General features: G+C 60.2%; 25 protein-coding genes. 9 read left to right on the top strand and 16 right to left on the bottom strand.

Translation table 11 applies throughout. The annotated features are described in order from the left end of the window. Positions 1-12 precede the first annotated feature (12 nt). Together AACY52_RS06195 and AACY52_RS06190 are read right to left on the bottom strand one after the other, a co-directional pair. Complete coding sequence (locus tag AACY52_RS06195) at positions 13-948, bottom strand: glycosyltransferase family 2 protein (RefSeq protein WP_339560355.1); 936 nt, start codon at positions 946-948, stop codon at positions 13-15. Beyond that, a complete protein-coding gene (locus AACY52_RS06190; protein WP_339560354.1) occupies positions 920-1306 on the bottom strand; it encodes a GtrA family protein in 387 nt (128 codons plus the stop codon). The genes AACY52_RS06195 and AACY52_RS06190 overlap by 29 nt, the downstream gene beginning before the upstream one ends. 125 nt (positions 1307-1431) lie before the next feature. On the opposite strand from AACY52_RS06190, the gene AACY52_RS06185 reads away from it, so the two are divergent. Continuing rightward, positions 1432-2109, top strand: coding sequence for a response regulator transcription factor (locus AACY52_RS06185; RefSeq protein ID WP_339418109.1), 678 nt, complete (start codon positions 1432-1434; stop codon positions 2107-2109). Between the two features lie 40 nt (positions 2110-2149). Beyond that, on the top strand, positions 2150-3298 hold the full coding sequence (locus AACY52_RS06180) for a HAMP domain-containing sensor histidine kinase (RefSeq protein WP_339418108.1): 1149 nt from the start codon (positions 2150-2152) through the stop codon (positions 3296-3298). On the opposite strand, the gene AACY52_RS06175 is transcribed toward AACY52_RS06180, so the two are convergent. The 13 genes from AACY52_RS06175 to AACY52_RS06115 all read right to left on the bottom strand — a co-directional run bounded on the left by AACY52_RS06175 (position 3291) and on the right by AACY52_RS06115 (position 15683). Continuing rightward, positions 3291-4055, bottom strand: coding sequence for an ATP-binding cassette domain-containing protein (locus AACY52_RS06175; protein ID WP_339418106.1), 765 nt, complete (start codon positions 4053-4055; stop codon positions 3291-3293). The two genes, AACY52_RS06180 and AACY52_RS06175, sit on opposite strands and share 8 nt — an antisense overlap. Positions 4056-4068: 13 nt before the next feature. Further along, on the bottom strand, positions 4069-5187 hold the full coding sequence (locus AACY52_RS06170) for a succinylglutamate desuccinylase/aspartoacylase family protein (RefSeq protein WP_339427095.1): 1119 nt from the start codon (positions 5185-5187) through the stop codon (positions 4069-4071). 9 nt (positions 5188-5196) lie between these two features. Next, positions 5197-5907 carry an ABC transporter permease gene (locus AACY52_RS06165; RefSeq protein WP_065872420.1) on the bottom strand — a complete coding sequence of 237 codons (711 nt, stop codon included), beginning with the start codon at positions 5905-5907 and terminating at the stop codon, positions 5197-5199. Continuing rightward, on the bottom strand, positions 5904-6632 hold the full coding sequence (locus tag AACY52_RS06160) for an ABC transporter permease (RefSeq protein ID WP_339435899.1): 729 nt from the start codon (positions 6630-6632) through the stop codon (positions 5904-5906). The genes AACY52_RS06165 and AACY52_RS06160 overlap by 4 nt, the downstream gene beginning before the upstream one ends. 56 nt (positions 6633-6688) lie before the next feature. Further along, positions 6689-7468, bottom strand: a complete 780-nt coding sequence (locus AACY52_RS06155; RefSeq protein ID WP_339418100.1) for a transporter substrate-binding domain-containing protein — start codon at positions 7466-7468, stop codon at positions 6689-6691. A gap of 249 nt (positions 7469-7717) precedes the next feature. After that, complete coding sequence (locus AACY52_RS06150; RefSeq protein ID WP_339455712.1) at positions 7718-9352, bottom strand: ATP-dependent DNA ligase; 1635 nt, start codon at positions 9350-9352, stop codon at positions 7718-7720. Continuing rightward, positions 9349-10353 carry a ligase-associated DNA damage response exonuclease gene (locus AACY52_RS06145; protein ID WP_339418097.1) on the bottom strand — a complete coding sequence of 335 codons (1005 nt, stop codon included), beginning with the start codon at positions 10351-10353 and terminating at the stop codon, positions 9349-9351. Before AACY52_RS06145 ends, AACY52_RS06150 begins: the two co-directional genes overlap by 4 nt. A 140-nt stretch (positions 10354-10493) precedes the next feature. Next, complete coding sequence (locus tag AACY52_RS06140) at positions 10494-12935, bottom strand: penicillin acylase family protein (protein ID WP_339560353.1); 2442 nt, start codon at positions 12933-12935, stop codon at positions 10494-10496. Between the two features lie 238 nt (positions 12936-13173). Continuing rightward, on the bottom strand, positions 13174-13818 hold the full coding sequence (locus AACY52_RS06135; protein WP_339418093.1) for a glutathione binding-like protein: 645 nt from the start codon (positions 13816-13818) through the stop codon (positions 13174-13176). Positions 13819-14011: 193 nt separating this feature from the next. Continuing rightward, complete coding sequence (locus AACY52_RS06130; RefSeq protein ID WP_003189235.1) at positions 14012-14212, bottom strand: SEC-C metal-binding domain-containing protein; 201 nt, start codon at positions 14210-14212, stop codon at positions 14012-14014. Continuing rightward, a complete protein-coding gene (locus AACY52_RS06125; protein ID WP_339418091.1) occupies positions 14209-14691 on the bottom strand; it encodes an LEA type 2 family protein in 483 nt (160 codons plus the stop codon). Before AACY52_RS06125 ends, AACY52_RS06130 begins: the two co-directional genes overlap by 4 nt. 19 nt (positions 14692-14710) lie before the next feature. Continuing rightward, a complete protein-coding gene (locus AACY52_RS06120) occupies positions 14711-15181 on the bottom strand; it encodes a YchJ family protein (RefSeq protein WP_339418090.1) in 471 nt (156 codons plus the stop codon). A gap of 4 nt (positions 15182-15185) precedes the next feature. Continuing rightward, positions 15186-15683 carry a DUF6231 family protein gene (locus AACY52_RS06115; protein WP_339418089.1) on the bottom strand — a complete coding sequence of 166 codons (498 nt, stop codon included), beginning with the start codon at positions 15681-15683 and terminating at the stop codon, positions 15186-15188. A 190-nt stretch (positions 15684-15873) separates the two neighbouring features. Between AACY52_RS06115 and AACY52_RS06110 the strand changes: the two genes are divergently transcribed. Together AACY52_RS06110 and AACY52_RS06105 are read left to right on the top strand one after the other, a co-directional pair. After that, complete coding sequence (locus tag AACY52_RS06110) at positions 15874-16569, top strand: OmpA family protein (protein WP_339418088.1); 696 nt, start codon at positions 15874-15876, stop codon at positions 16567-16569. A gap of 169 nt (positions 16570-16738) precedes the next feature. Then, positions 16739-17497, top strand: coding sequence for a collagen-like protein (locus tag AACY52_RS06105; RefSeq protein WP_339418086.1), 759 nt, complete (start codon positions 16739-16741; stop codon positions 17495-17497). 57 nt (positions 17498-17554) lie between these two features. Here the strand turns inward: AACY52_RS06105 and AACY52_RS06100 are convergent, their stop codons facing one another. Next, positions 17555-18019 (bottom strand): CopD family protein, encoded by a 465-nt coding sequence (locus tag AACY52_RS06100; protein WP_339418084.1) that lies wholly within the window; start codon positions 18017-18019, stop codon positions 17555-17557. 99 nt (positions 18020-18118) lie between these two features. Here AACY52_RS06100 and dinG point away from each other — a divergent pair, with 99 nt between their 5' ends. The 5 genes from dinG to pdxH all read left to right on the top strand — a co-directional run bounded on the left by dinG (position 18119) and on the right by pdxH (position 25817). Further along, a complete protein-coding gene (gene dinG, locus AACY52_RS06095) occupies positions 18119-20263 on the top strand; it encodes an ATP-dependent DNA helicase DinG (protein ID WP_339418082.1) in 2145 nt (714 codons plus the stop codon). Positions 20264-20351: 88 nt separating this feature from the next. Then, positions 20352-22649 (top strand): beta-galactosidase, encoded by a 2298-nt coding sequence (locus tag AACY52_RS06090; RefSeq protein WP_339560352.1) that lies wholly within the window; start codon positions 20352-20354, stop codon positions 22647-22649. A gap of 82 nt (positions 22650-22731) precedes the next feature. After that, complete coding sequence (locus tag AACY52_RS06085) at positions 22732-23877, top strand: serine hydrolase domain-containing protein (protein WP_339560351.1); 1146 nt, start codon at positions 22732-22734, stop codon at positions 23875-23877. A 143-nt stretch (positions 23878-24020) separates the two neighbouring features. Continuing rightward, positions 24021-25142, top strand: a complete 1122-nt coding sequence (locus AACY52_RS06080; protein ID WP_339560350.1) for an OmpA family protein — start codon at positions 24021-24023, stop codon at positions 25140-25142. Positions 25143-25169: 27 nt separating this feature from the next. Beyond that, positions 25170-25817, top strand: coding sequence for a pyridoxamine 5'-phosphate oxidase (gene pdxH, locus AACY52_RS06075; RefSeq protein WP_339437981.1), 648 nt, complete (start codon positions 25170-25172; stop codon positions 25815-25817). Positions 25818-25850 lie beyond the last annotated feature (33 nt).

The raw sequence follows: 25850 nt of genomic DNA, 5'->3' as shown, positions 1-25850 counted from the left end.
TTATGAAGGGATTCAAGATTGATCGCGCTTATGCAGGGAGTTGGGCCTGGGGCTCGCCACTGTCAGCACCCGACCGACATACTCGCCGACCACGGCGGTACCCAGGCACAACAACAGAATCGATTGCACCAGCAGATGCGCATGGGTCAGTTCACCGAATGTCGCGGTGACTGCAACCCACAGTGAGCCAACCAGAAAACTCATGGCACTCAAGTAGCTGTACAGGCGCAGCGGGCGAGTAGAGAAAGCAAGAATCGAGTCCGCACACAGGTCCAGCAATGACAATGGCGTCCACTTGGTTGTGCCCGCTTGGCGTGGCTTGCGGTCGTAGTTCACTTCGGTACTTGGGTAGCCGAGCCAACTGACCAGTAGTTTCAATACGCCGGCGTTGTCGTCCATGGCGCGAATGGCCGCGAGGGCGTTGGGCCCTATCAATCTGAAATCACTGACTTGCTGGGGGACTTCGAAATTGTCGATCAGTTGGTCCAGCGTGGCGTAATAGAGCCTTGCGGCCGTGCGTTTTATCCAGGAATCGCAGTGCCGCGAACGGCGCTGCATGTTCACGACCTCATAGCCCTTGTGCCATTCCTGCACCATGAGCGGGATCAACTCCGGTGGGTCTTGCAGGTCGCAGTCCATGATGATTACTGCGCCGCTGTCTATGTCGTTGATGCCTGCGCGCATGGCCGCTTCTTTGCCGAAGTTGCGACTCAAGTGCAGACACCTGACACGCGGGTCCTGAGAAAATTGATCGATCATAGCCGCTGTCTGGTCTTGACTGCCGTCATTGATGTAGAACACTTCAGTGCGGATTTTTACGCGGTCAATGATGGCCATCAGGCGCGAATGGAATTGCATTATTACGCACTGCTCGTTAAAGCAAGGCACCAGTATTGTAAGTTTCGTGGCAGGCAAGGACTCACTGAAGAGGTTCGCGTTTGCTGTCATGTTTGAATACCCAGAGGTAATTAATCGTAAAACCTTGAAGGGTCACGGCTACCATTGTCATGAGCTGTGAAAGTTGTGCAGGTACGCCCCAGTGGATCAGTAGCGTGACAATAAGCGTGCTAGATAAAACCTGACGGGTGGCCGTTATGAAAAATCGCCCTCTATTGCAGTCTCGCTGTGCAAATACCCAATGCCTGGACAGGCAATAGGCGACCAGCGCCCCCGCAACGGCTGCAAAAAAAACGGATGGTGTTGGGCCGTAGTAAGGCAGCACGCAGACGAACACTACGAAATGCACCAGTGTCGCGAAGAAGCCTGCGCCCAGATAACGGATGAACAATCGAAGTATTTTTTGCATGACAAGAATGTATAAGATGAAGTGTGAATCAAATGTAACGTCGCGAAACGATATTTGTTGTCGGGTTTTATTTGTTTGCTGAAGGGATGTTCTTAGTTGCTTGTAAGAATTTGGAGTTTGTCCTGATGGAAATATTACTAGTTGAAGATGATCATGCGTTGGCGGGCTCGTTAGGGGATTATCTCGGTGAATTTGGTTTCGATGTAGATTTCGCTCGCGATGGGCGAAGTTGTCTGGAGCGTGTCCAGCACCATGAATACGACCTCATCGTCATGGATGTGGCAATGCCTCGCATGAGTGGTTTTGACACCTGTCGCCAGTTGCGGTGCGAGCAGAACCACACGCCCGTTATATTCCTGACGGCACGCGATGCACTGCCCGATAAACAAGAGGGTTACGACGCAGGCGGCGACGATTACCTGGTCAAACCCTTTGAGCCTCAAGAGTTGCTATGGCGTATCCGCGCGCTGATCCGCCGGGGCTCCCCGCGCCAGCCACGCGGTGTCAAACAACTGGGCGACCTGGTGATTGATCCGGTCTCGCAGGCGTTGCGTCACAACGGCGTCATGACGGTGTTGCCCGCCCTCCAATTCACCTTGCTGAACCTGCTTGCCGATGGGGCACCGGAGCCCGTCAGCCGGCGCAAACTGGAGGCCGCGTTGTGGCCAGAGGGTGATCCGCCAGACAGTGATGCACTGCGCACGTATATCTACCGGCTGCGCCAAGCCCTGGGCAAGCCATACGGTAACGAACTGATCCGCACGGTTCACGGTAAGGGCTATCGTCTTGCGATTCCTTACTGATTCCTTTTTTGCGCGAATCCTCTCTGCACTGCTGCCGTTCATGGCAACCATCACGTTGTTCTACAGCGTGCTGATCTGGGCCACTGTCAACGTGACAGAGGACAACATCATTGCCAGCTATTTGAAGCTTGAGGCACAGGCGTTCACGGAACGGCATAGCCTGCAGGGGGCAGCGACAGCGATGCCCAACAGCATTTACCTGCAAGGCTACTGGTCAGGGGACGCTGAAGTTCCGGCCGTCATGCGCCAATTGCCAGCCGGTCACCATGAACTGGAGGGAGAGGATGTCCATGTGTTCGTAAGTGTTGTACCGGGTGCGTCACAGTGGCTGATACTGGTGCTGAACGAGTCTGAACTCAGCCAGACCGAAGGCTACGGCGCTCGGATTTTCGGGCTGTTGTGCGCGGTGGCCGGCTTGATCCTGATCCTGGGTACGATCCTGGCCATCGCGATTGCCCGTGCCATTGCCCAACCCGTCAGCCAATTGGTGGAGGACGTGGCCTCTGAACCGCGTGGGCCGTGCAGATTCAGCGGGTTCGAGCGCCAGGATGAAATCGGCACGTTGAGCCGTACGCTGTCGGCTCTGGTGACCCAGCAAAATGCCGCGCTGCTGCGCGAGCAGGCCTTTACCCGGCACGTGAGCCACGAGCTACGCACCCCCTTGGGTATCTTGAACAACAGCCTGGCGATCCTGCGTTTGCCCGGCTGCAACGCCGAAAAATCCGCACGCAGCCTGCTACGCATGGAAGGCGCGTTGTCCGGAATGAAAATGACCATTGAGCTGTTTTTGTCCCTGGCCCGTGAACCGCGTCAATTACCCCATGCGGCGATTGACCTGTGCGCCGTTGTCGCCGAGCAGATCGAAAAATACCAGCTGCTTTACCCTCTCGCGGCTGATGCGCGGGTGCTGACTGGAGCATCAACGATCTGCGTGCAGACCAATGAGGCGATAGCCCGCAGTGTGGTGCAGAACCTGCTGGGCAACGCTGTTCAGCATGGCGCCGGCAAAGTCCGGGTTGTCCTCACTGAGCAGCAACTGGTGATCATCAATAACCGTGTGGAACAGCGCGTGTCGCCGGGGTTCGGCTTTGGCCTGGAAATCGTCTCGCGTGCCTGCACGCAGGCAGGCTGGCGCTTTGAAACCCGACGCACACGCCATACGTTTCATGCGCGTATCTGCTTCACTTGAGATTGCCACTTAGAAACTGCTGCAAGCGCTCACTCTTGGGATTGCCCAACACATCCTCAGGGGCACCTTGCTCTTCCACCAGGCCCTTGTGCAGGAACAGCACCTGGCTCGACACCTTGCGTGCAAAGCTCATCTCGTGGGTCACCATGATCATGGTGCGGCCTTCCTCGGCCAGGCCCTGGATCACCTTGAGCACTTCGCCCACCAGTTCCGGATCGAGGGCCGAGGTGGGCTCGTCGAACAGCATCACCTCGGGTTCCATGGCCAATGCGCGGGCGATGGCGACCCGTTGCTGCTGGCCGCCGGACAGGAACGCCGGGTATTGATCGGCCACACGCGCCGGCAACCCTACCTTGTCGAGGTAGCGACGGGCGCGGTCTTCGGCGTCTTTCTTGCTGCAACCCAGCACCCGGCGCGGGGCCATGGTGATGTTTTCCAGCACGCTCATGTGGCTCCACAGGTTGAAGTGCTGGAACACCATCGCCAGGCGCGTGCGCAGGCGCTGCAGTTCGGCGTCGTCGGCCACGCGCATGCCGTGGCGATCGCTGACCATGCGAATCGACTGGCCGTCCAGGGTCATGGCGCCGTCGTTGGGGGTTTCCAGGAAGTTGATGCAGCGCAAAAAGGTGCTCTTGCCCGAGCCGCTGGCGCCGATCAGGCTGATCACGTCACCGGTGTTGGCCTTGAGCGAAACACCTTTGAGCACCTGATTGTCGCCATAGCTTTTATGCAGGCCTTCAACGGTCAATTTGTACATGGGGCGTGCATCCTCAAGGCGAAAGTAGATAGCCGCTGCGGTAGGCCTCGGTGCCTGCGACATGGCCGATGACCATCCCGGCAGTGGCCATGCGGCGTAGCGAACGGGCGTAAAGCAGGCCGGCCTTCTGGCAGTGCACCGGCGTTACGCGGTCGGAAATGGGGTCGATGATTTCGGCGATCAGTTGCCCGGCTTCCAGGTATTCACCGGGCAGGGCGCTGAACACCAGCAGGCCACCCACTGGCGTCGCCACCGGTTCAACGCCGGCCAGCGGTGTGGCCGGGTAGGGCAGGTCGGGCAGCGGTGCCGCATCACCGGTAATGGCGCCGAAGTGAATCAGGTAGTCGATGATTGCCTGGCAGTCGAGGCTGGCCAGGCCGTGGTTGACGTCGCCTTGCCCGCGCAGTTCGACGGTCACCGAAAAACTGCCCATGGGGATCGGGAAGCGCTCGCCGAAGCGTTGCTGCAATTGCCACCAGACCAAGGTGAAACACTCATCGAAGGATTGCCCACCGGAGTCGGTCGCGAGCAAATTGGCCTCTGAACCGATATACCGCGCCAGCGGTTCCACCTTCGGCCAGGCCTCGGGCGTGGTGTACACGTGCGCCACGGCTTCGAAATCGCAATGCAGGTCCAGCACTATGTCGGCGTCACAGGCCAGGCGTTGCAGCACCAGGCGCTGGGATTGCAACTGGGTGTCGGCATTTTGCGCGGCGAGGGCGGTGGACAGCGCGGCGCGGATCAGTTCGACGTTGTGCCGAGGATCATCCCCGAGCACATCTTCGACCTGGTTGCCGACGGCTTCACTGAGGTCGACAAACAGGCGATTGAAGTTCTGCCCGCTCTCCAGCTCATAGCGACCCAGCGGGATATCCATCAACACCTGTTCCAGGCCAACCGGGTTGGCGATGGGCACCAGCACGATCTCGCTGCGCAGGCGACCGGCCGCGGCCAGCTTCGCCAATTGCACTTTGAGGTGCCAGGCCACCAGCATGCCCGGCAGCTCATCGGCGTGCAGCGACGACTGGATGTAAATCTTGCCCTCGGCCTGCTCCGGGCCGAAGTGAAAACTGTGAACCTGCCGCGCCGTACCTGGCACTGGCGCGATCAGTTCATGAACCTGGTGACGCATACACACTCCTTAATGGCTCGGCCCGAGAAACGCCAGCCAGCGGCGCTCCGCCAGACGAAACAGACCGACCAGCGCGAAGGTCACGGTCAGGTAGATCAGCGCAGCGATACCGAATGATTGAAAGGTCATGAAGGTGGCCGAGTTGGCGTCCCGCGCCACTTTGAGGATGTCTGGAATCGTCGCGGTGAAGGCCACCGTGGTCGAGTGCAGCATCAGGATCACTTCATTACTGTAGTAAGGCAGCGAGCGACGCAGCGCGGACGGCATGATCACGTAGGCGTACAGCTTCCAGCCGCTCAAGCCATAGGCCTTGGCCGCTTCGACTTCGCCATGGGCCATGCTGCGGATCGCCCCGGCGAAAATCTCCGTGGTGTAGGCGCAGGTGTTGAGGGCGAAGGCCAGGATGGTGCAGTTCATCGCATCGCGAAAGAACGCGTCCAGCAGCGGTTGCTCGCGCACGGCGGCGATGCTGTAGATGCCGGTGTAGCAGATCAGCAACTGGATATAGAGCGGCGTGCCCCGGAACAGGTAGGTGTAGAACTGCACTGGCCAACGCACGGCACGATTGCGCGAGACACGCGCAATGGACAGCGGAATCGACACCAGAAAGCCGATGACCAGCGCGGCGCTGAGCAGCCACATCGTCATGGCCAGACCGGTGATGTGCTGGCCGTCGCTATAAAGGAAGGGGCGCCAGTATTCCTGCAAGAGTTCGATCATCGCACTGCCTCCCGGGCGCCTGCGGAGTAGCGCCGTTCAAGGCGACGCAAGACGAAGTTGGACGCGCTGGTGATCATCAGGTAGATCAACGCGGCGAGCACCAGGAAGTAGAACAACTGATAGGTGCTCTTGCCCGCGTCCTGGGCAGCCTTGACCAAGTCGGCCAGGCCGATGATCGACACCAGCGCCGTGGCCTTGAGCATCACCATCCAGTTGTTGCCGATACCCGGCAGGGCAAAGCGCATCATCTGCGGGAAGGTCACGTAGCGAAACCGTTGCCCGCGCTTTAGGCCGTAGGCCGTGGCGGCTTCCAGTTGGCCACGGGGCACGGCGAGGATCGCGCCGCGAAAGGTTTCGGTGAAATAAGCACCGTAGATAAAGCCCAGGGTGATCACCCCGGCGCTGAATGGGTCGATCTCGATGTATTCCCATTCCATGAAGTCAGTGAAGCCGGTGAGCCAGGTTTGCAGGCTGTAAAAAACCAGCAGCATCAGGACCAAGTCGGGTACGCCGCGAATCAGCGTGGTGTAGAGCTGGGCGGGGATGCGCAAAAAGGGCAGGCTGGACAATTTGGCGCTGGCACCGAGCAAGCCGAGCACGATGCTGACGGCCAGGGACAGCACCGACAACTTGATCGTCATCCACGTGCCTTGCAGCAACAGCGGGCCGAAACCCTTCAAGCTGAGCGCGCTCAGCCCGAGGGTTTGCAACAGTTCTTCGAACATAAATCAGGACCTATGGCGATAAAAAAGCGCCCTTCCAGGGAAGGGCGCTCCAGGCATTATTTGCCGCTGTACAGGTTCAGATCGCCAAAGTGTTTCTTCTGGATGGTGGCGTAGGTGCCATCATCGTGTAACGCTTTGATACCTTTATCCAAAAGCGCCTTCAATTCAGTGTTACCTTTTTTGATACCGATGGCGGTTTTCGACGGCAGCAGTGGGTCGTCAATGGCGGCGCTGACTTCGTAGCCTGCACCGGCTGGCGACTTCAAAAAGCCCAGTTCGGCTTGCAGCATGTCCTGCACGGAAGCGTCGAGACGGCCGGAGGTCAGGTCGGCATACACTTGGTCCTGGTTGGCGTAGGCCTTGGTGGTCACACCGGCTTTATCCAATACAGCCTTGGCGTAGGCTTCTTGGATGGTGCCTTGCTCGTAGCCCACGGATTTACCCTTGAGGGACTCGGGCGTCGAGAAGCCAGCCCCCTTCTTGAACACCAGCGAGGTTGGGCCGGAGAACAGCTCGTTAGAGAAGTCGATGGCCTTTTCACGCACTGGGGTCACGGTCATGGACGAAATCACGCCGTCGAATTTTTTCGCTTTCAGGCCTGGAATCATGCCGTCGAAGTCACTTTCGACCCACTTGCACTTCACTTTCAGCTCGGCGCAGATCGCATTGCCCAGATCGATATCGAAGCCGACCAGGCTGCCGTCGGCGGCCTTGGATTCAAACGGTGCATAGGACGGATCGACACCAAAACGCAGTTCCTTGTATTCCTTGGCCAGCGCGGAACCGGCGGCCATGCACAGAGCCAGTGCAGAAAGGGTCAGCAATGCTTTTTTCATTATGTAATCCCTGGAAACCAAGATAAGCGCTTGTGGCGCGTTTAGGACTGTTACTGAACGGTGTCAGACGGATCACTGGTAGCAATTTCTGCACCATAGTTCCGAATGAGCGTTTTAAAAGGTGGGATGAGGGAAGTTAGAGTGTAGGAGATGCCCGGAAATGGGCATGGAAAATCTGACGCCCCAATTTGAGCCATGTGCAGGTCAAAAAGTCGGAGCGGGCTTGCTCGCTCCCACAGGGGGTATGTGTCAGACCAATAACTCTTGCAGTGAGGCCAAACTATCGGCTTCTTCCACCGCCTTATCCTGCCGCCACCGCAACATGCGCGGAAACCTCACCGCAATCCCGCTTTTATGCCGCCTGGAAAGGGCGATCCCCTCAAACCCCAGCTCAAACACCATGCTCGGCGTGACGCTGCTGACCGGCCCGAACTTCTCCACCGTGGTCTTGCGCACGATCGCGTCGACCTTGCGCATTTCCTCATCGGTCAACCCTGAATACGCCTTGGCAAACGGCACCAGCGTGCGTTCGGTACCGGGCGGACCGTCCCACACCGCAAAGGTGTAGTCGCTATACAAGCTGGCGCGTCGACCATGACCGCGCTGGGCATAGATCAACACCGCATCGATGCTGAACGGGTCCACCTTCCACTTCCACCATAGACCCCTATCCTTGGTACGGCCCACGCCGTAGAGACCTTTGCGGTCCTTGAGCATCATGCCTTCCACCCCGAGGCTGCGAGAGGCTTCGCGTTGTTCGGCGAGGTCCTGCCAACTGCTCCCCGTCAGCAAGGGTGATGCCTGCAACAAGGATTGGTTGCACTGGGCAATCACCTGCTCAAGTTGCGCGCGGCGCTCAGCCTGAGTGTGGTTGCGCCAGTCGTCACCCTGATGTTCCAGCAGGTCGTAGGCCAGGACTGCGACCGGGGCGTCCTTCAGTACTTTTTTGCTCAGGGTCTTGCGGCCGATCCGCTGTTGCAGCAAGGCGAAGGGTTGCACCGCGTCTTTCCATACCACGATTTCGCCGTCGATTACGGTGCCATCGGGCAAGCCACTGACCAGGCTGTGAAGTTCAGGGAAACGCTCGGTGACCAGTTCTTCGCCCCGGGACCAGATCCACAGGCGGCCCTCACGTTTCACCAGTTGCGCACGAATACCATCCCACTTCCATTCCACCTGCCAGTCGGCGGGCGAGCCTAGCAGGGTGTCGAACTGCTCCACCGGTTGCGCCAAACCGTGGGCGAGGAAAAACGGATAGGGCTGCCCACCCCTTTGTGCATGTTCGTCGGACGATTCGGCGGCGATCAGCTTGAGGTAGCCCTCAGGCGTAGGACGGTTGGACAAGTCCGTGTAGCCCACCAGCCGCTGCGCCACGCGCTTGCTGTCGAGGTCGGCCATGGCAGCGAGGGCTCGCGTGACCAGCAACTTGGACACGCCCACGCGAAAACTGCCGGTGATCAACTTGATGCATACCATCAGGCTGGGCTGATCCAGTTGCGCCCATAACGCCGGTAGGCGCTCAGCCAATTCCAACGGAGGCAAGCCACGCAGGGGCAGGAGTTTTTCTTCCAGCCACACGGCAAGGCCGTCTTCTGAGGTGTAGGTGGATTCCGGTAACAGCAGGGAAATCGTCTCCGCCAAGTCACCCACCGACTGGTAGCTTTCTTCGAACAGCCAAGGTTCTATGCCCGACGCTTCGGTGGCCATGTCCCGCAGTAGGCGCGTGGGGACCAACTGGCGAGGGCGACCCCCGGACAGAAAGTACACCGCCCAGGCGGCATCGGCCGGTGGCGCTTGCAGAAAGTAGGCTTGCAGTGCAGCAAGCTTGGCGTTGCTGGAGGTGGTGGCGTCGAGGTTGGCGTACAGCTCGGCGAAGGCCTTCATGCGCTGGCCTCCTCTTCGTCATCGCCGTATTCAGTGGTGAAGCCTTGGGCATCCAGACCTTTTTCCCGCAGATGGCGCACCAATACACCGACAGAGCCGTGGGTGACCATCACCCGTTCGGCGCCGGTTTGCTCGATGGCCCACAACAAACCGGGCCAGTCGGCGTGGTCTGACAGCACAAAACCTCGATCCACCCCCCGCCGCCGACGGGTACCGCGCAGGCGCATCCAGCCGCTGGCGAAGGCATCGCTATAGTCGCCAAAGCGCTTTATCCAACTGCTGCCGCCGGCGGAGGGGGGGGCGATGATCAAGGCCTGGCGCAACAACGGGTCGGTCTTTTTGAAGTCACCGGCATACAGGGTTTCGGGGATGTAGATCCCGGCCTCGCGGTACACCCGGTTCAGCGGTTCGACTGCGCCATGGCTGAGGATCGGGCCGATGCTGGCGTCGATCCCATGCAGGATTCGCTGGGCTTTGCCAAAGGAATAACAGAACAACACGCTGGCCTTGCCGGCTGCGATGTTCGCCTTCCACCAATCGTTGATCCCGGCAAAAATCTGCGCCTGGGGTTGCCAGCGGTAGATCGGCAGGCCGAAGGTGGATTCGGTGATGAAGGTATGGCAACGCACCGGTTCGAAGGGGGTGCAGGTGCCGTCGGGCTCGACTTTGTAATCGCCGGATGCGACCCAGACTTCGCCTTGATATTCCAGGCGCACTTGGGCCGATCCCAATACATGCCCGGCCGGGTGGAAGCTCAGGGTGACGCCGTGATGGACCAGTTGTTCGCCGTAGGCCAGGGTTTGCAGGTTGATGTCCTGCCCCAGCCGCGAGCGCAGGATGCCTTCGCCGGGAGCCGCCGCCAGGTAGTGCTGGTTGCCGGTGCGGGCATGGTCGCCGTGGGCGTGGGTGATGACCGAACGTTCCACCGGGCGCCAGGGGTCGATGTAGAAATCTCCGGCGGGGCAATAAAGGCCTTCGGGGCGGGCGATGACGAGGTCCATGGAATGACCGGGGAAGTGGGCTTGTTACTTATGAGGCGGAGCTGAACGCAGAAGTTCGATCGGAATGTATACAGAACAAATGTGGGCGCAGGCTTGCCAGCGCCCACATTCTGGTCCGGGTTCTTCAGTAAGGCCCCGGGTTATTTACCCGGCGTCAGGGTCAACCTTGTTTTCCCATACACCTTCTCAAAGTTCTGCGGCTGCATCGGGAAACTCAGGTATTGCGCCTTGAGCGACGGGTCGATGCCATTGGCATAGTTCGGGCTGGCCGGGTTGCCGGACTGGCCGATGCCCCCCTGGCCCATCATCGGTTCCACCTGGCCGAAATCGACAATCATGCGCAGCGCCGGCACTCGGGTGGTGGTGAAATCCTGGCCCCAGTTGTACGGTGCCGGGTTCAAGGTGTTGTGGTCGCCGCCGGACGCCAGTGGGCCACGAATCACCTGGCCATTGGTGTTTTTCCAGGTAGTCGTGTGCAGCTTGCCCCACTGCCAGGCCTTGTGATCGGTACCCAGTTGGCTGTCACCGGCGCTGATCGCCGCAGCCAGGCTGCGGGCGAGGACCAAAGGTTTGTCTTCTTTCTGCGGGGTGCGCACGTCGTCCCAGAATGGGCTGTCTTCGCGGCCCAGCAAGTGATCGGCCTGGGCGGCGTAGGACAGGCTGGCATTGCTGACGAAAGCCTTCCAGCTGGTGCTGTTTTCCGGGCCGAGTTCGTCGAGGAAGATCTGACGGGTGCTTTCCTGCAGGAACAGTTCGTAGATCGCGGCGTCGGCGGACGTTGCCACCAGTCGACCATCGAAGGCCATCAAGCGATTCAGTGCTTCCCGCGCCTTGACCTGCTCAGCCGCCGGCAACGCATCGATCGCCTGTTTCAGTGGCTGGGCCATGCCTGGGGCCTGGAACATGGTCTTTAGCTTGGCAGCAAACGTGGTGGTCTGGTCGTATTGCATGGCGATCATGCTGCGGCTGTCATGCTTGCCGGCATTGGCCAACTGCGCCAGGCGCTCGCTACGTTCCGGGGCGTCCCAGGAATTGGACAACTGCATGCCATAGCCGCGTGGCGCGGTGCGCTGGTTGGCAGTGCCGACCCAGCCTTGGGCCGGGTCCTGGTCATAGGGGTGCAACATCGCGTCGGCGTAACCGTCCCAGTCGAAACGCGTGTCCCAGCCCGGCGACGGCAGCAAACCTTCGCCTTCGCGACGGTTGGGGAAGCGGCCGGTGACTTGCCAGCCAATATTGCTGGCGTCGGCGAAGACCATGTTCAGCGCAATGGCGCGAATCTCGCGGGTTGCGTCCGAGGCCTTGGCGGCGTTTTGCGCGCGCGACAGGTCGAAGAACGCATCCAGGCTCTTGTCGTCCTTGAAGTCGGCGGTGTGCAGGGCCAGGCCCAGGCCGGTGGTCAGCGCCTGGCTGCTGTTGAGCAGGGCACCGTGGCGGGTTTCGTACACCACTTCACGAATCGAGCGCTGGCCTTTCACGAAAAAGGTTTCGTTACGCACACCTGCCGGTAGCCATTTCCCGTTGTTCTCGTAGTACAACGCGTTGCCCTGGCGTTTGACCTTTTCCAGGAACAGGTCCTGAGTGTCGCCCTTTACCGTGCTCATGCTCCACGCGACCTTGCCGTTGAAGCCGGACAGCAGCGTCGGCAAGCCGGCAATCGAGGCGCCCACGGCCTGGTATTTAGGTGCACGGATCTGCACGTAGCCCCATGGCGACGGGGCTTGCGGCTGGGCGGCGAGGTCGTTGGCCAACAGGCTTCTGCCGCTGCGGCTGCGTTGCGGACCGATTGCCCAGTTGCTCGAGGTGGTGACCGCCAGTGAGTTGAGGCGACTCAGTTGCTGGCTGACCGCGTCCAGCCCGGCCAGGCCGGTGATCTGGCCCAGGCTCACACCCTTGAGTTTCTCGGCTTCGGCCAGCGGGACCGCTTCATCCGGCGCGCTTGGGGTGAGCCAGGCGAGTTTGTCGACGCCGACTTTCTGCGCCAGCACCAGGGATGAAATTTCTTCCTGCAGGTTGGCCGACTCGCTGAAATTCAGCAGGCAGAACAGCAGCGCCGAATCTTCCGGCTTCCAGTATTCCGGCTTGTAGCCAGTCTGGGCCAGGTCTGGCGGTAGCTTGTCGCGGTAGCGGAACAGGTAGGCGTTGACGCCACGGGCATACACTTCAAAGAAGCGTTTGAGGCGCGGCGACGAAGCGTTATACAGCTCGCCGGCACTTTTTTTCAGGTTGACCGCACGCATGAAACGGTCGACGTCCAGCACTTCAGCACCCGCCATTTCCGCCAAGCGACCCTGGGCCAGCAGGCGCAGGGTGACCATCTGGGTGATGCGATCGCTGGCGTGCACGTAACCGAGGCTGAACAGCGCGTCATGGAAGGTATTGCTTTCGATCAGCGGCATGCCCTGGGCATTGCGACGCACGGAAACGTTTTGAGCCAGGCCTTTGATCGGCAGCACACCGGCGACCGGCGGCAGGGTGTCCTGGGTGTTCTGGAGCTGGCAACCGGCCAGGCTTAACGCACTGGCCACTGCCGCGGCAACGCCGAACCGGGGAAGAAAATGTGAGAGGGCTGGCGAGGCCATGGCAAAGCTCCTGCGGGGGGTAGCGTCAGTAAAGGCGCTACGTTAGTGAGCGCGGCTAAACGACGCAAGCGGGAGTTTGGGGAAAGCGTGAGATCTTGAGTCTTGCGCAGACCAATGTGAGGGCTGCGGTGTGACGATTCGACTTGGTCGCGAAGGCGGTCGGTCAGTCACACACGTACCGACTGATACACCGCTTTCGCGAGCAACCCCACACATTTTGATTGAGTGCGACTTAAGATCAGGATTTGGGCGGGTTGATCTTCTGCACCAGTTCATAGGCGCGGACCGTCGCCGGCCGTTCCTTGATGCGGTTGAACCAGCGCTCCAGGTGTGGGAAATCTTCCAGCCGCTGGCTCTGCCACTTGTGGGAAACAATCCACGGGTAGATCGCCATATCCGCGATGCTGTAGGCCTCGCCTGCCACGCACGGCCGATCCGCCAAGCGCCGGTCCAGCACGCCGTAAAGCCGGGCGGTCTCATCTATATAACGCTTGATTGCGTAGGGAATCTTCTCCGGCGCGAACTGGCTGAAGTGATGATTCTGACCGGCCATTGGCCCCAATCCGCCCATTTGCCAGAACAGCCATTGCAAGGCTTCCTGACGACCGCGCAGGTCTTTTGGAATGAACTGGCCAGTTTTTTCCGCGAGGTACAGCAGGATTGCACCGGATTCAAACAGCGAAATCGGCGCGCCGCCGTCGGCAGGGTTCTGATCGACGATCGCCGGAATGCGGTTGTTGGGGGCTATCTTCAGGAAGTCAGGCTTGAACTGTTCGCCCTGGCCGATATTGATCGGGTGCACCTCGTAGGGGAGACCGGCTTCTTCCAGGAACAGCGATATTTTGTGACCGTTGGGGGTGGTCCAGTAATACAGGTCGATCATGAAGCTCTCCTAAAAGGGGAATGCTTGAGCGGATGCCTGTAGGTATAGGTGATGTTCAGTGCGCAAAAATTCAATGAAACATTTGCGCATAATCTTAGAAGCAATTTATACGGCCCCATCCACCAACCCAATGTGGGAGCGAGCAAATCGAATCGTCGCACCGCCGCTCCCACATTTGGATCTTCAGCGTGGCTTACGCCCCGTGGCACTTCTTGAATTTCTTCTCGCTGCCGCACGGGCAAGGGTCATTGCGACCCACGTCCTTCAACGCATTGCGCACAGGCTCCTGGTGAGCGTGGCCGCAGTTCGGGCCGTGGACATGGCCGTGGTCGTGATCATGGTGATCGTGATCATGGTTGCAGTCAGGACCATGGACATGGGGTTGCTGAGTCATTGATGTCGCTCCGGAATAAAATCGCCGGGGATTATCTCGCCATTGTGGTTCACCTGCACGTCATAACCGATGAATAATCCGGTTTTCAACTCACCTTCCAGGCGATACGGCACAGGCTTGTTGGGGTTTTTCAGCATCTGCACCACATCACGGATCTGCGGCCAGAGGTTGGTGCGTACCGACACCCGGAAAAACTTATGACTGCGCGGCGGTACGGTTAGCCACTCGTCGGACTCGCCCTCGGTCAACACGAAGTCGCCCAGGCTGACCTTGTAGATCAGGCCGCGCACGGTCAGGTCGGCGTCGTCACGGTTGTCCACGCGAAAGAACAGCTTGAACTTCTGCTCCAGCAGCTTGGCGCGCACCACTTCGACTTTCACCAGGGACACGTGCGGCGGCGGTGAGTCGTCTTCGAACCACGACGCGCAGCCGCTCAAACCAAGGGTTAACGCCAGCATCAAGCTGTACATCCGGAGCATGGCGTGAGTCCTGTGGTGGCTAGAGATAGCTGGAACAACACTTCTTGAATTTCTGCCCACTGCCGCACAGGCACGGATCGTTGCGTCCGGCCTTCACTTGCACTGTCGGGTCGATGAAGTACCAGCGCCCGTCATTCTGTACGAAAGAGGACTGCTCGCGGTGGCTATGTTCGCCGGTGCTGTCATGCCAGCGTGCGGTGAAGGTCACAAAGGCGTGTTCCGGCTGGCCGCCAAACACCTCGCAGCTTTCCACTTCAAGGCCGAGCCAGGTGCTCTGCGCGCTCCAGGCGCCGATGGCATTGCGGTCCAGGTCCGGCTGTTGGGCGGGCAGGGTGGTGGCGACCAGATAGTCCACCAGGCCCAGCACGTAGGCGCTGTAGCGCGAGCGCATCAGCGCGCTGGCGCAAGGTGCCGGGTGCCCGGCGTGATAATGGCCGCAGCAGGCATCCAGCAGGTTGCCACTGCCGCAGGGGCAAATGGGTGTGCTCATCGGGTTACCACCAGTACTTTCCGAAGTTTTCCGGGTTGGCCCAAAAGCGGGCGTTGAGCCAGTCCGGTACTTGTTTATAGTCAAGCAGATCATAAGTAAACAGCGTCAGAACCTGCTCATCACGCTGGAAACGCTCACCAGCCTGCAAGGCCAGGGAGAAGAAGTCGGTGTCTTTCCAGTCACAGGCGCCCAGGTCCACCAGTACCGCGATGCGGCTGGCATTGAGGTTGCGGATGCCGCCCAGCAGCGTCAGGCCTTGTGGTTTTGACAGGTGCTCCAGGCAGTCCACCACCAGCGCCAGGTCAAACCGCTGTGCGGCAAGCTCCGCCGGCAAGGCTCCCGGTGCCGCGATAGACACCTGGGTATCCGGGTGCGCCTTTTTAAAAGCCTCCAGCGCCGGGAACTGGCTGGCGCCCAACAGCAACAGGCGTTTTGGCGGGTGCAGATCAAGCAAGGCGGCCAAGGCTTGCTGGGGTGTACGAGCAGAAATACCAGCGGTCATCAGAGATCCTCACATCAGGACCGTAGAGACTAGCGCGGCTGAGCGTGCGGGCCTAGAGCGGGCGGCAGCGAAAAGTCCGACAGTAGCAACGAACCTCAATGAATACAGGGGGACGGCGCAGTGGCGAAGATGAAAAGAGCCGTCTTTACTCCACCCATCGGCCCCCGCCGATCCCCTCAGGAGAAATCAGATGAGCATCATGCGGACAGCTCTACCCTTGGTTCTGCTAACCGGAGTATTGACAGGTTGCGCAGGTTTGCAAAAAACCGACTGGCCCACCTGTGCCGCCGTTGGCGGTGTGACCGGCGCGGCGATCGGTGCCACTGAAAGCTCGGCCTATGCAGGCTATGGTGCGCTGCTGATCGGTGGCATGGCCGGCGCCTATTGCTGGGTGCACGGCGATGGCGACGAAGACGGCGACGGCGTGCCAGACAGCCGCGACAAGTGCCCGGGCACGCCAAAAGGCGTGCAGGTAAATGCCGATGGGTGCCCGCCTGCGCCGCCAGCGGCCGTGGTTGAGGAGGTCGTGGTGGTCAAGGAAGAAACCATCGTGATTCGCGATGTGCACTTTGAATTCGACTCGGCCAGGCTGACTGCGGCGGATAAAACCGAGCTCGACATCATCGCCACCCGCCTGAAACAGGAAGCCCCAAGCGCTCAACTGCGTGTCACCGGCCATACCGACAGCGTGGGCAAAGACGCCTACAACCAACGGCTCTCGGATAAGCGCGCGCATTCGGTGACGGATTACCTGGTCGGCTCGGGTGTGCCACGCAGCGCTTTTGTGGCGGTGACGGGTGCGGGTGAGAGCCAGCCGGTGGCTGACAATAAAACCGCTGAAGGCCGTGCCTTGAACCGCCGTACGGAAATCCAGATCAACCGCTGACGGCCCTTGCCCCTGTGGGTTCCACAGGGGCATTGCTGGCAACTTTCGCTGAAGTCTCCCCTTTGTTAACTTTTTTGATCCTTCACTGGCAAAACGCCGGTAGAAGTCGTTACTGTGCGTCCAAAGAATAAGTTGAAATAGCTTTTGTAATAATTCCGGGGAGCTTCATATGCGTAAGGTTTTACTGTTGGCCGTGTTGGTCAGCCCCGTTGCCCTGGCGCAAAGCGTCAGTGTTGAAACCAACTCGTTGATGCGCCTGCCCAGCAGCACCAGCGTGTTGCAACTGGAGCGCCTGGACGTGGCGGACTACGGCACCTTGCTGGTGCCTTCCACCATCAGCCAAGTCACGGTGGATGAGTTGCACCTGGGGCGTGACGCTCGTATCGCCATCGTGCCCGGCGGCACTGCGCTGCAATTGCAGGTGCGCCATGCGCAGTTGGATCACGGCAGCCAGATCACTTCGCGCGGTGCTCCCGGTACCCATGAAAAGCCTGCCAAGGCTGGGCGTGATTTGATCTTGCGCATCAATTCGCTGAACGCTGAAGAGCTCTCGGTGGACGCCCGTGGCGGCGCCGGTGCCCAGGGTTATGCCGGGCTGGATGGTGCCAATGGTGAAGACCCAGGTTGCACCTGGGGTTCGGCGGGCCGGGGTTTCAATGGTGATAACGGCGGGGATGGCCTTCCGGGAGCGGCGGGTGCACAGGTGCGGGTCGAATTGCCGCAGAGTTTTCCGACTGAGCAGATAAAGGTCTGGGTCGACGGTGGCGCCGGTGGTTTAGCGGGCACGGCGGGTAAACCCGGCAAAGGCGGGCAATCCAAAGGCTGTGTGGTGTACCGCGCTGATGGCGGCGAGAAGGGCCGCCCAGGGTTGGAAGGGCAGCCTGGGCCGACGGGGCCTGCGGGTACTGTGACCATTCAGCGGCTGTGAGTCGTTGGGGCTGACGTCTTCGCGGGCTTGCCCGCGAAGAAGCCCTAAAGCACACTATTAGAACATCGGCCGAGCCGAAGCGATCGCCACCACCACCAACCCCACAATCAAGTTAATCCCCACCAACCTGCGAATCTGACCCAGTACCGCCGCACCCGCCGGCCAATCCTCAGCCGCCACTGCCGTGCGCAATTCCGGGAGTTTCAACGCCTGGATACGGATAAACAGCGCCGTCATCACCAGATACAACCCCATCATCACCTGCACATAGCGAGGTGCCGTCTCAAACCCGCTGAAGCGCAGGTGCAACAGGCCAATTCCGCTGATCGGCAAAATCGCCACCGCGACCCACACCCAAACGAAAAAACGTTGAAATACATTTGCCCACAGCTTAAGCCGGGCAGGGCCTTCAAGCGCCGCCACAGCGGCGGGGCGCAGGATCATCCAGGCGAAAAACATGCCGCCGACCCAGATCAGGGCAGCCAGTACATGCAGGGTATAAACGAGGCTAAACACAGTCATTGAGGTACTCCGTTCTGCGCAGGATTAATTAGCGGGGTATGATAGCGGCCGATCCGAACCACTGAAAATTTATCCAGCGTTTTTTGCGCCCGACTATCCATGATCAGCACTGAACTCAAAACTACGATCCAGGGCGCCTACACGCGTTTTCTCGAAGCCAAGCGCTTGAAACCGCGCTACGGCCAACGCCTGATGATCGCCGAAGTGGCCAAGGTCCTCGGGGATATCGACACCGACGACGAAGGCCGGCGCAGTGGCGACCCGGCGATCGTGGCCGTTGAGGCCGGCACCGGTACCGGCAAGACCGTGGCCTACAGCCTGGCCGCGATTCCTACCGCCAAGGCTGCCGGCAAACGCTTAGTGATTGCCACCGCGACCGTCGCCCTGCAAGAGCAGATCGTCTACAAAGACCTGCCTGACCTGATGCGCAACAGCGGCCTGAACTTCACCTTCGCCCTGGCCAAGGGCCGTGGCCGCTACATGTGCCTGTCCAAGCTCGACGTGCTGTTGCAGGAAGGCCACGCGCAAACCGCCACGGCGTCGCTGTTTGAAGAAGAAGGCTTCAAGATCGAAGTGGATGAAGTCAGCCAGAAGCTGTTCACCAGCATGATCGAGAAGCTGGCCGGTAATAAATGGGACGGCGACCGCGACAGCTGGCCCACCGCGCTGGAAGACGCCGACTGGGCGCGCCTGACCACCGACCACAGCCAGTGCACCAACCGCCATTGCCCCAACTTCGGCCAGTGCGCTTTCTACAAAGCGCGCGAAGGCATGGGCAAGGTCGATGTCATCGTCACTAACCACGACATGGTCCTGGCCGACCTGGCCCTGGGCGGTGGCGCCGTGCTGCCTGACCCGCGCGACACCCTCTATGTGTTCGACGAAGGTCATCACCTGCCCGACAAGGCCATCGGCCACTTCGCCCACTATACGCGGCTGCGCTCAACCGCCGACTGGCTTGAAACCACTGCGAAGAACCTCACCAAGTTGCTGGCCCAGCACCCGCTGCCCGGCGACCTGGGCAAGCTGATCGAACAAGTGCCGGAGCTGGCGAGGGAGATCAAGACCCAACAGCAATTCATGTTCAGCGCCTGCGAACAGGTGGCTGACTTCAAGCCCGGTGAAGACGTCGAGGGCCGTGAGCGACCCCGTCATCGTTTCGTCGGTGGGTTGATCCCCGAACACATGCGTGAAATGGGCATCGAGTTAAAGAAGGGCTTCTCGCGCCTGACCGACCTGTTCACCCGCCTTACTGACCTGCTCAAGGAAGGCATGGACGGCGAGGTCAACATTGGCATCGCCAGCAACCAGGCCGAAGAATGGTACCCGCTGTTCGGCAGTCTGCTTTCCCGTTCCCAAGGCAACTGGGAGTTGTGGACCGCCTTTACCGTCGAAGACCCGGAAGACAACCCGCCCATGGCCCGCTGGCTGACCCTGTCCGAAAGCGGGGCACTGTTTGATATCGAGGTCAACGCCAGCCCGATCCTGGCGGCCGAAATGCTGCGGCGCAACCTCTGGAACGTGGCCTACGGCTGCCTGGTGACCTCGGCCACGCTGACCGCACTGGGTACTTTTGATCGCTTCCGCATGCGTGCCGGCCTGCCAAAAAAAGCGGTTACGGCGGTAGTGCCAAGCCCGTTCCATCACGCCGACGCGGGTGTGTTGCGGGTGCCGGACCTCAAGGCCGACCCGCGGGATGCCCCCGCCCACACGGCCGCGATCATCCGCGACCTGCCGGAGCTGGTAGAAGGCTCGCGGGGCACCCTGGTGCTGTTCTCGTCGCGCAAGCAGATGCAGGACGTTTTCGACGGCCTCGACCGTGACTGGCGCAAGCAAGTGTTTATCCAGGGCAACCTGTCCAAGCAGGAAACCCTGAACAAGCACAAGGCGCGGGTCGACGGTGGAGACTCCAGCGTGCTGTTCGGCCTGGCGAGTTTCGCCGAGGGTGTGGACTTGCCCGGTGCCTACTGCGAACACGTGGTGATCGCCAAGATCCCGTTCTCGGTGCCGGATGATCCGGTCGAGGCGGCGCTGGCCGAATGGATCGAAGCACGGGGTGGCAATCCGTTCATGGAAATCTCGGTGCCGGATGCTTCCTTGAAGCTGGTCCAGGCCTGCGGTCGCTTGCTGCGTACCGAAGAAGACCGGGGCACCATCACCTTGCTCGACCGCCGTTTGGTCACCCAACGCTATGGCAAGGCTATCCTTAATGCCTTGCCGCCGTTCAGGCGCGAAATTTCTTGAGCCACCGTGGGCGGATTCGCCCACTTCGTGGTCTATCTCAATTATGTCATCAGGCCATTCACCAGCCGCCTGGGAGAACCTTGCTCGTATGATTCGCACGCTGCCCGCTCTTTTTGCCCTGCTGTTTACAGCGCCCTTGATGGCTGCGCCTGTGGGGCAACAAACGCTGTTCAATTTCGTCCGGCCTGCCGATGTGGTCAAGGTGGCGACCCAGGACGCCAGCCTGCCGCAATACAACGCCGAACAGACCGCCGAAGGCGAAGTGCTGCGTCGCATCACCTTCAACCCGGCGGCCGAACCGAGCCTGGTGCTCAGCCCGCAAAGCGGCGCCTGGGACTGGTCGCAATCGAGCGCTATGAGCTTGCGTATCCAGAGTGCGATGGACTGGGCGTTGACCCTCTATGTCAAGGTGCAGAGCAGCGATGGCCGCACCCTGGTCAGTCGCATTGACTTGCCAGCCGGTCCGGCCCAGACCTTGCTGATCCCGCTGCAAGCCAATTCGCCGTTGAGCCAGGGCATGAAGGCTGGCCCGCCGATGCCGATCACGGTGGACGGCCAGCGCGTATTGCTGGCCGGCAGCGTGGGTGAAATTGACCGCAGCCAGGTGGTTTCGGTGACCTTGTCAATGCTCAAGCCTAACGCCGCCCAGAGCATCTTGCTGGAGCGCTTTGGCGTGCAGGACAGCGAGCCGGTGTTGAAGGCGGCCTACAGCGAGTTGGTGGATGCCTATGGTCAATCCACCCGGGCGCGCTGGCCGGAAAAAGTCAGCGGCGACGGGCAACTCAAAGCCGCCGCGGCCAAGGAGCAACAGCAACTTCAGGGCTGGCTGGCCACGCGGGATAAGTCCGCCCTGGACCAGTACGGCGGCTGGAACAAAGGCCCGGCGTTCGACGCCAGTGGGTTTTTCCGCACCGAAAAACGCGACGGCCGCTGGTACCTGGTGACGCCGGAGGGGCATCCGTTCTACTCCTTGGGCGTCAATACTGTGGCCCCGGACAACAGCCAGACTTATGTGGCCGGCCGTGAATGGATGTTCGCGGCGCTGCCTAAAGGTGGCGAACCCTTCGACAAGTACTACGGCAGCGGCGACAACCGTACCGGTAACGGTGCAGGCGAAGGGCGTAGCTTTGGTGCCGGTCGTTGGTATGACTTTTACGGCGCCAACTTGCAACGCACCTATGGCGGCGACGGTTTCGACCAAAAACGCTGGGTCACCCATGCCCTCGACCGCCTGCAAGCCTGGGGTTTCAACACCGTAGGCAACTGGAGCGACGAGGATTTGACCACTGCCAATCGTGTGCCCTACACCTTGCCGCTGTCGATCGTCGGTGACTACGCCAGCATCAGCACCGGCACCGACTGGTGGGGTGGCATGCCCGACCCGTTCGACCCGCGTTTCGCCATGGCCACCGAACGCGCCGTGGCTATCGCCGCCCGCGATCACCGTAACGACCCGTGGTTGGTCGGTTTTTTTGCCGACAACGAGCTGGCCTGGGCCGGTCCCGGCGATGATGCTAAATCCCGCTACGCCTTGGCCTACGGCACCTTGCGCATGACCACCGACGTACCGGCCAAGCGCGCCTTCCTCAAACAACTGCGTGACAAATACCGTAACGAAGGAGGCCTGTCGAAAGCCTGGGGCATCGAGTTGAAGGGCTGGGAATTGATGGAAGACCCGGGCTTCGAACCGCCGATTCCCAACCCTGAGCACCCGGAAATCGAAGCTGACTTCCAATACTTCCAGAAGACGTTTGCGGATGCCTACTTCAAGACCATCTCCGACTCGCTGAAATGGCACGCCCCCAACCAACTGCTGTTGGGTGGCCGTTATGCGGTCAGCACGCCGGAAGCCGTGGCCTCCTGCGCGCAGTATTGCGATGTGCTGAGCTTCAACATGTACGCGCTTAAGCCACAGGACGGCTATGACTTTGCCGCGTTGCGTGCGCTGGACAAGCCGGTGCTGATCACCGAATTCAACTTTGGCTCGGCCGATCGTGGGCCGTTCTGGGGCGGCGTGACGCAGTTGGCCAAGGAAGAAGACCGTGGCACGGCTTACGGCAACTTCTTGAAGCAGGCCATGGCCGAGCCGTCGATTGTCGGCGTGCATTGGTTCCAGTACCTGGACCAGCCGGTGACCGGTCGATTGCTCGACGGTGAAAATGGCCACTTTGGCCTGGTGGGCATCACCGACGTACCGTTCCAGGGTTTTGTTGAAAGCGTGCGCAAAAGTAACCTGGCGGCGGTCGATCAACTCGGCAAAGAGGCAGAAAAGGCCAAGGCGGCCGGTGCCGTGCGCGAAAGCGAAGGGGGCAGGGCCGTGCACGGAGGCAAAGGCCCGGTGCAGGGCGCCGGGAATGCCGGTGGGCACTCCGGAAATGGTCATTGATTGAGTGCTGACGGGTTCACAAAACCCACAAGGGCTGGAACAATGTCGGCCACTTTTTGCTGTGTTGTCCGAGGGTGTTCAGGTGCAGATCCAGGGTCATTACGAACTCCAGTTCGAAGCGGTACGTGAAGCCTTTGCCGCGTTGTTCGATGACCCGCAAGAGCACGGGGCCGGGCTCTGCATCCAGATCGGCGGTGAAACCGTCGTCGACCTGTGGGCCGGTACCGCCGACAAGGACGGTAGCGAGGCCTGGCACAGCGATACGATCGTCAACTTGTTTTCCTGCACCAAGACCTTTACCGCCGTTACGGCCCTGCAACTGGTGGCTGAAGGCAAATTGCAACTGGATGCACCGGTCGCCAACTACTGGCCGGAATTTGCGGCGTCAGGCAAAGAAGCCATCACCCTGCGCCAGTTGCTCTGCCACCAGGCCGGGTTGCCGGCGATCCGCCAGATGCTGCCCACTGAAGCCCTGTACGATTGGCAACTGATGGTTGACACACTGGCGGCCGAAGCGCCGTGGTGGACGCCGGGCCAAGGCCATGGGTACGAGGCGATCACCTACGGCTGGTTGGTGGGTGAATTGCTGCGTCGCGCTGATGGGCGCGGGCCGGGAGAGTCCATCGTGGCGCGGGTTGCACGGCCATTGGGGCTGGACTTTCATGTGGGCTTGGCCGATGAAGAGTTTTATCGCGTCGCACATATAGCGCGCAGCAAAGGCAATAGGGGCGATGAGGCCGCACAACGTTTACTGCAAGTAATGATGCGTGAACCTGAGGCCATGACTACACGTGCTTTTGCCAATCCTCCGTCTATTCTGACCAGCACTAATAAACCTGAATGGCGGCGTATGCAGCAGCCAGCGGCAAATGGTCACGGTAATGCACGTAGCCTGGCGGGTTTTTATAGTGGATTGTTGGACGGTAGTTTGCTGGAGGCCGACATGCTTGAACAATTGACCCGTGAACACAGTATCGGGCCGGATAAAACATTATTGACACAAACCCGTTTTGGCCTGGGCTGCATGTTGGACCAACCGCAGTTGCCCAACGCCACCTTCGGCCTTGGCCCGCGTGCTTTCGGGCATCCCGGTGCGGGTGGCTCGGTCGGGTTTGCCGATCCCGAGCATGATGTAGCGTTTGGTTTCGTGACTAATACATTGGGGCCTTATGTACTAATGGACCCGCGGGCACAGAAGTTGGTCGGAATATTGGCCGGTTGTCTGTAAACCCCTTGCTGTTTCACGTTTTTTTGTTACAAAGGCAACTATAAGAAGACGCTGAACGAAATGATGTAACTTTAATGTTCTGTAAGCGTCTGTTTAACGGGTCACCCAGACCCCCGTTTCTTTTCTCATTTTGTGGATATCTCATGTTATCGAACAAGTCCTTGGCACTGGCGCTGTGCCTCACTATTACCGGCTGCGCACAAACTCCACAAAATGATGCCGAGGGCGGGCATTGGTGGTCATTTGGATCTGATAAGGCCGCTACCAAGGACGCAGTGACCCAAACCGACGCCAAGCCTGCAGCACCGGTAGCGGCCGCTGCTGCTGCTGCGCAAGCCCCAGCGCCAACTGCAAAGGCTGACACCGGCTCCAGTTGGTGGCCGTTCTCGTTCAAAAGCGCCGACGAAAAGGCTGCCGATGCCAAGGCTGACCTGAAAGCCGACCTCAAGGCCGCGGAGCCAGCACCTGCCGCCGCCCCAGTCGTCGCCAAGACCGACACCAAATGGTGGTGGCCTTTCGAAAGCAAACCTAAGCCATTGGCCAAGGTCGACGTGACCAACGTACCAATGCCCGACCCGAAAATCACTCAGGCCTGGCTGGACGACTATGAGCCACGCCTGCGCGCCGCCATCAAGGACAGCAACCTGCAACTGGAGCGTCGTGACAATGTGCTGGTGGTGATTGCACCGGTAGACGGCTCCTACAACCCGAAACGCCCAGCGATGCTGCTGCCCGTCACCCTCGGCCCGTTCACTCGCGTTGCCAAGGCCGTTGAAGCCGATCCGAAGACCGCCGTACTGGTATTGGGCCACGTCGATGCCACCGGCACCGCCCCGGCCAGCCAGGTGCTGACCAAGGAACGTGCACAATCCATCGCCTCTATCTTCAGCCTCAGCGGCCTCAAGCAAGACCGCCTGATGCTGCGCGGCATGGGCGACATGATGCCACGTGCCGCCAACGACAGCACTCAGGGTCGCGCACTGAACCGTCGTATGGAAATCATGTTTACCCAGCGCACCACCATGCTGGCTTTGCTGAGCAAGTATCAGTCGGGCAAGACTCCACCGGTGGCTGAAATGGTTGCAGTACACAACGTTCCAGCCCCGGCCCCGGCTGCCAAAGCTCCGGCCAAGAAGGCTACAGCCGCCAAGAAAGCCGCTGCCAAGCCAGCCGCTAAAAAAGCACCGGCTAAGCCTGCTGCCAAAAAGCCTGCTCCAGCCAAAGCCAAGGCCGCTGCACCGGCAAACGACCAGGCGAAAAACTGATCTGTTGAACCAGAAGGATAAAGCCGCATGACCCAGGCACTGGCCGATATGCGCCGTGACTACACACGGGATGGTTTGAGCGAGGCCCAGGCCCCGAGCGAGCCGTTTGCGTTGTTCCACGAGTGGTTTGCTGACGCGGTGACAACCGAGCAGCCCCCGGTGGAAGCCAATGCCATGACCTTGGCCACGGTCGACCAGGACGGTCGCCCGCACTGCCGCATCCTGTTGCTCAAGGGCCTGGATGCGCAGGGCTTTACCTTCTTCACCAATTATCAGAGTGCCAAGGGCGAACAGCTCTCGGCTCGGCCGTTTGCGGCCATGACCTTTTTCTGGCCGACCCTCGAACGCCAAGTGCGCATCGAGGGTCGGGTGGTCAAGGTCACGCCTGAGGAGTCGGACGCTTATTACCAGGTCCGCCCGCTGGGCAGCCGCCTGGGGGCGTGGGCGTCCCCGCAGAGCCAGGTCATCCGTGACCGCGAAGAACTGCAGGACCTGCTCAAGGCCACCGAACAACGCTTCAGCGATTCCCAACCCGATTGCCCCGAGCACTGGGGTGGCTATCGTTTGCTGCCGGAGCGCATCGAGTTCTGGCAAGGTCGCGCCAGCCGCTTGCATGACCGCTTGAACTATCGCTTGCAAGGGACCGACTGGACCCGCGAACGCCTGGCGCCCTGAGCCGCACCTTTCGTCACCTCACCTGAATGTTGC

The sequence above is a fragment of the Pseudomonas sp. EA_65y_Pfl1_P113 genome, assembly GCF_963970525.1.
Lineage (GTDB): Bacteria > Pseudomonadota > Gammaproteobacteria > Pseudomonadales > Pseudomonadaceae > Aquipseudomonas > Aquipseudomonas tritici.
Note: the sequence above shows the minus strand (reverse complement) of the source record. Positions and strands in the feature narration are given on the sequence as shown.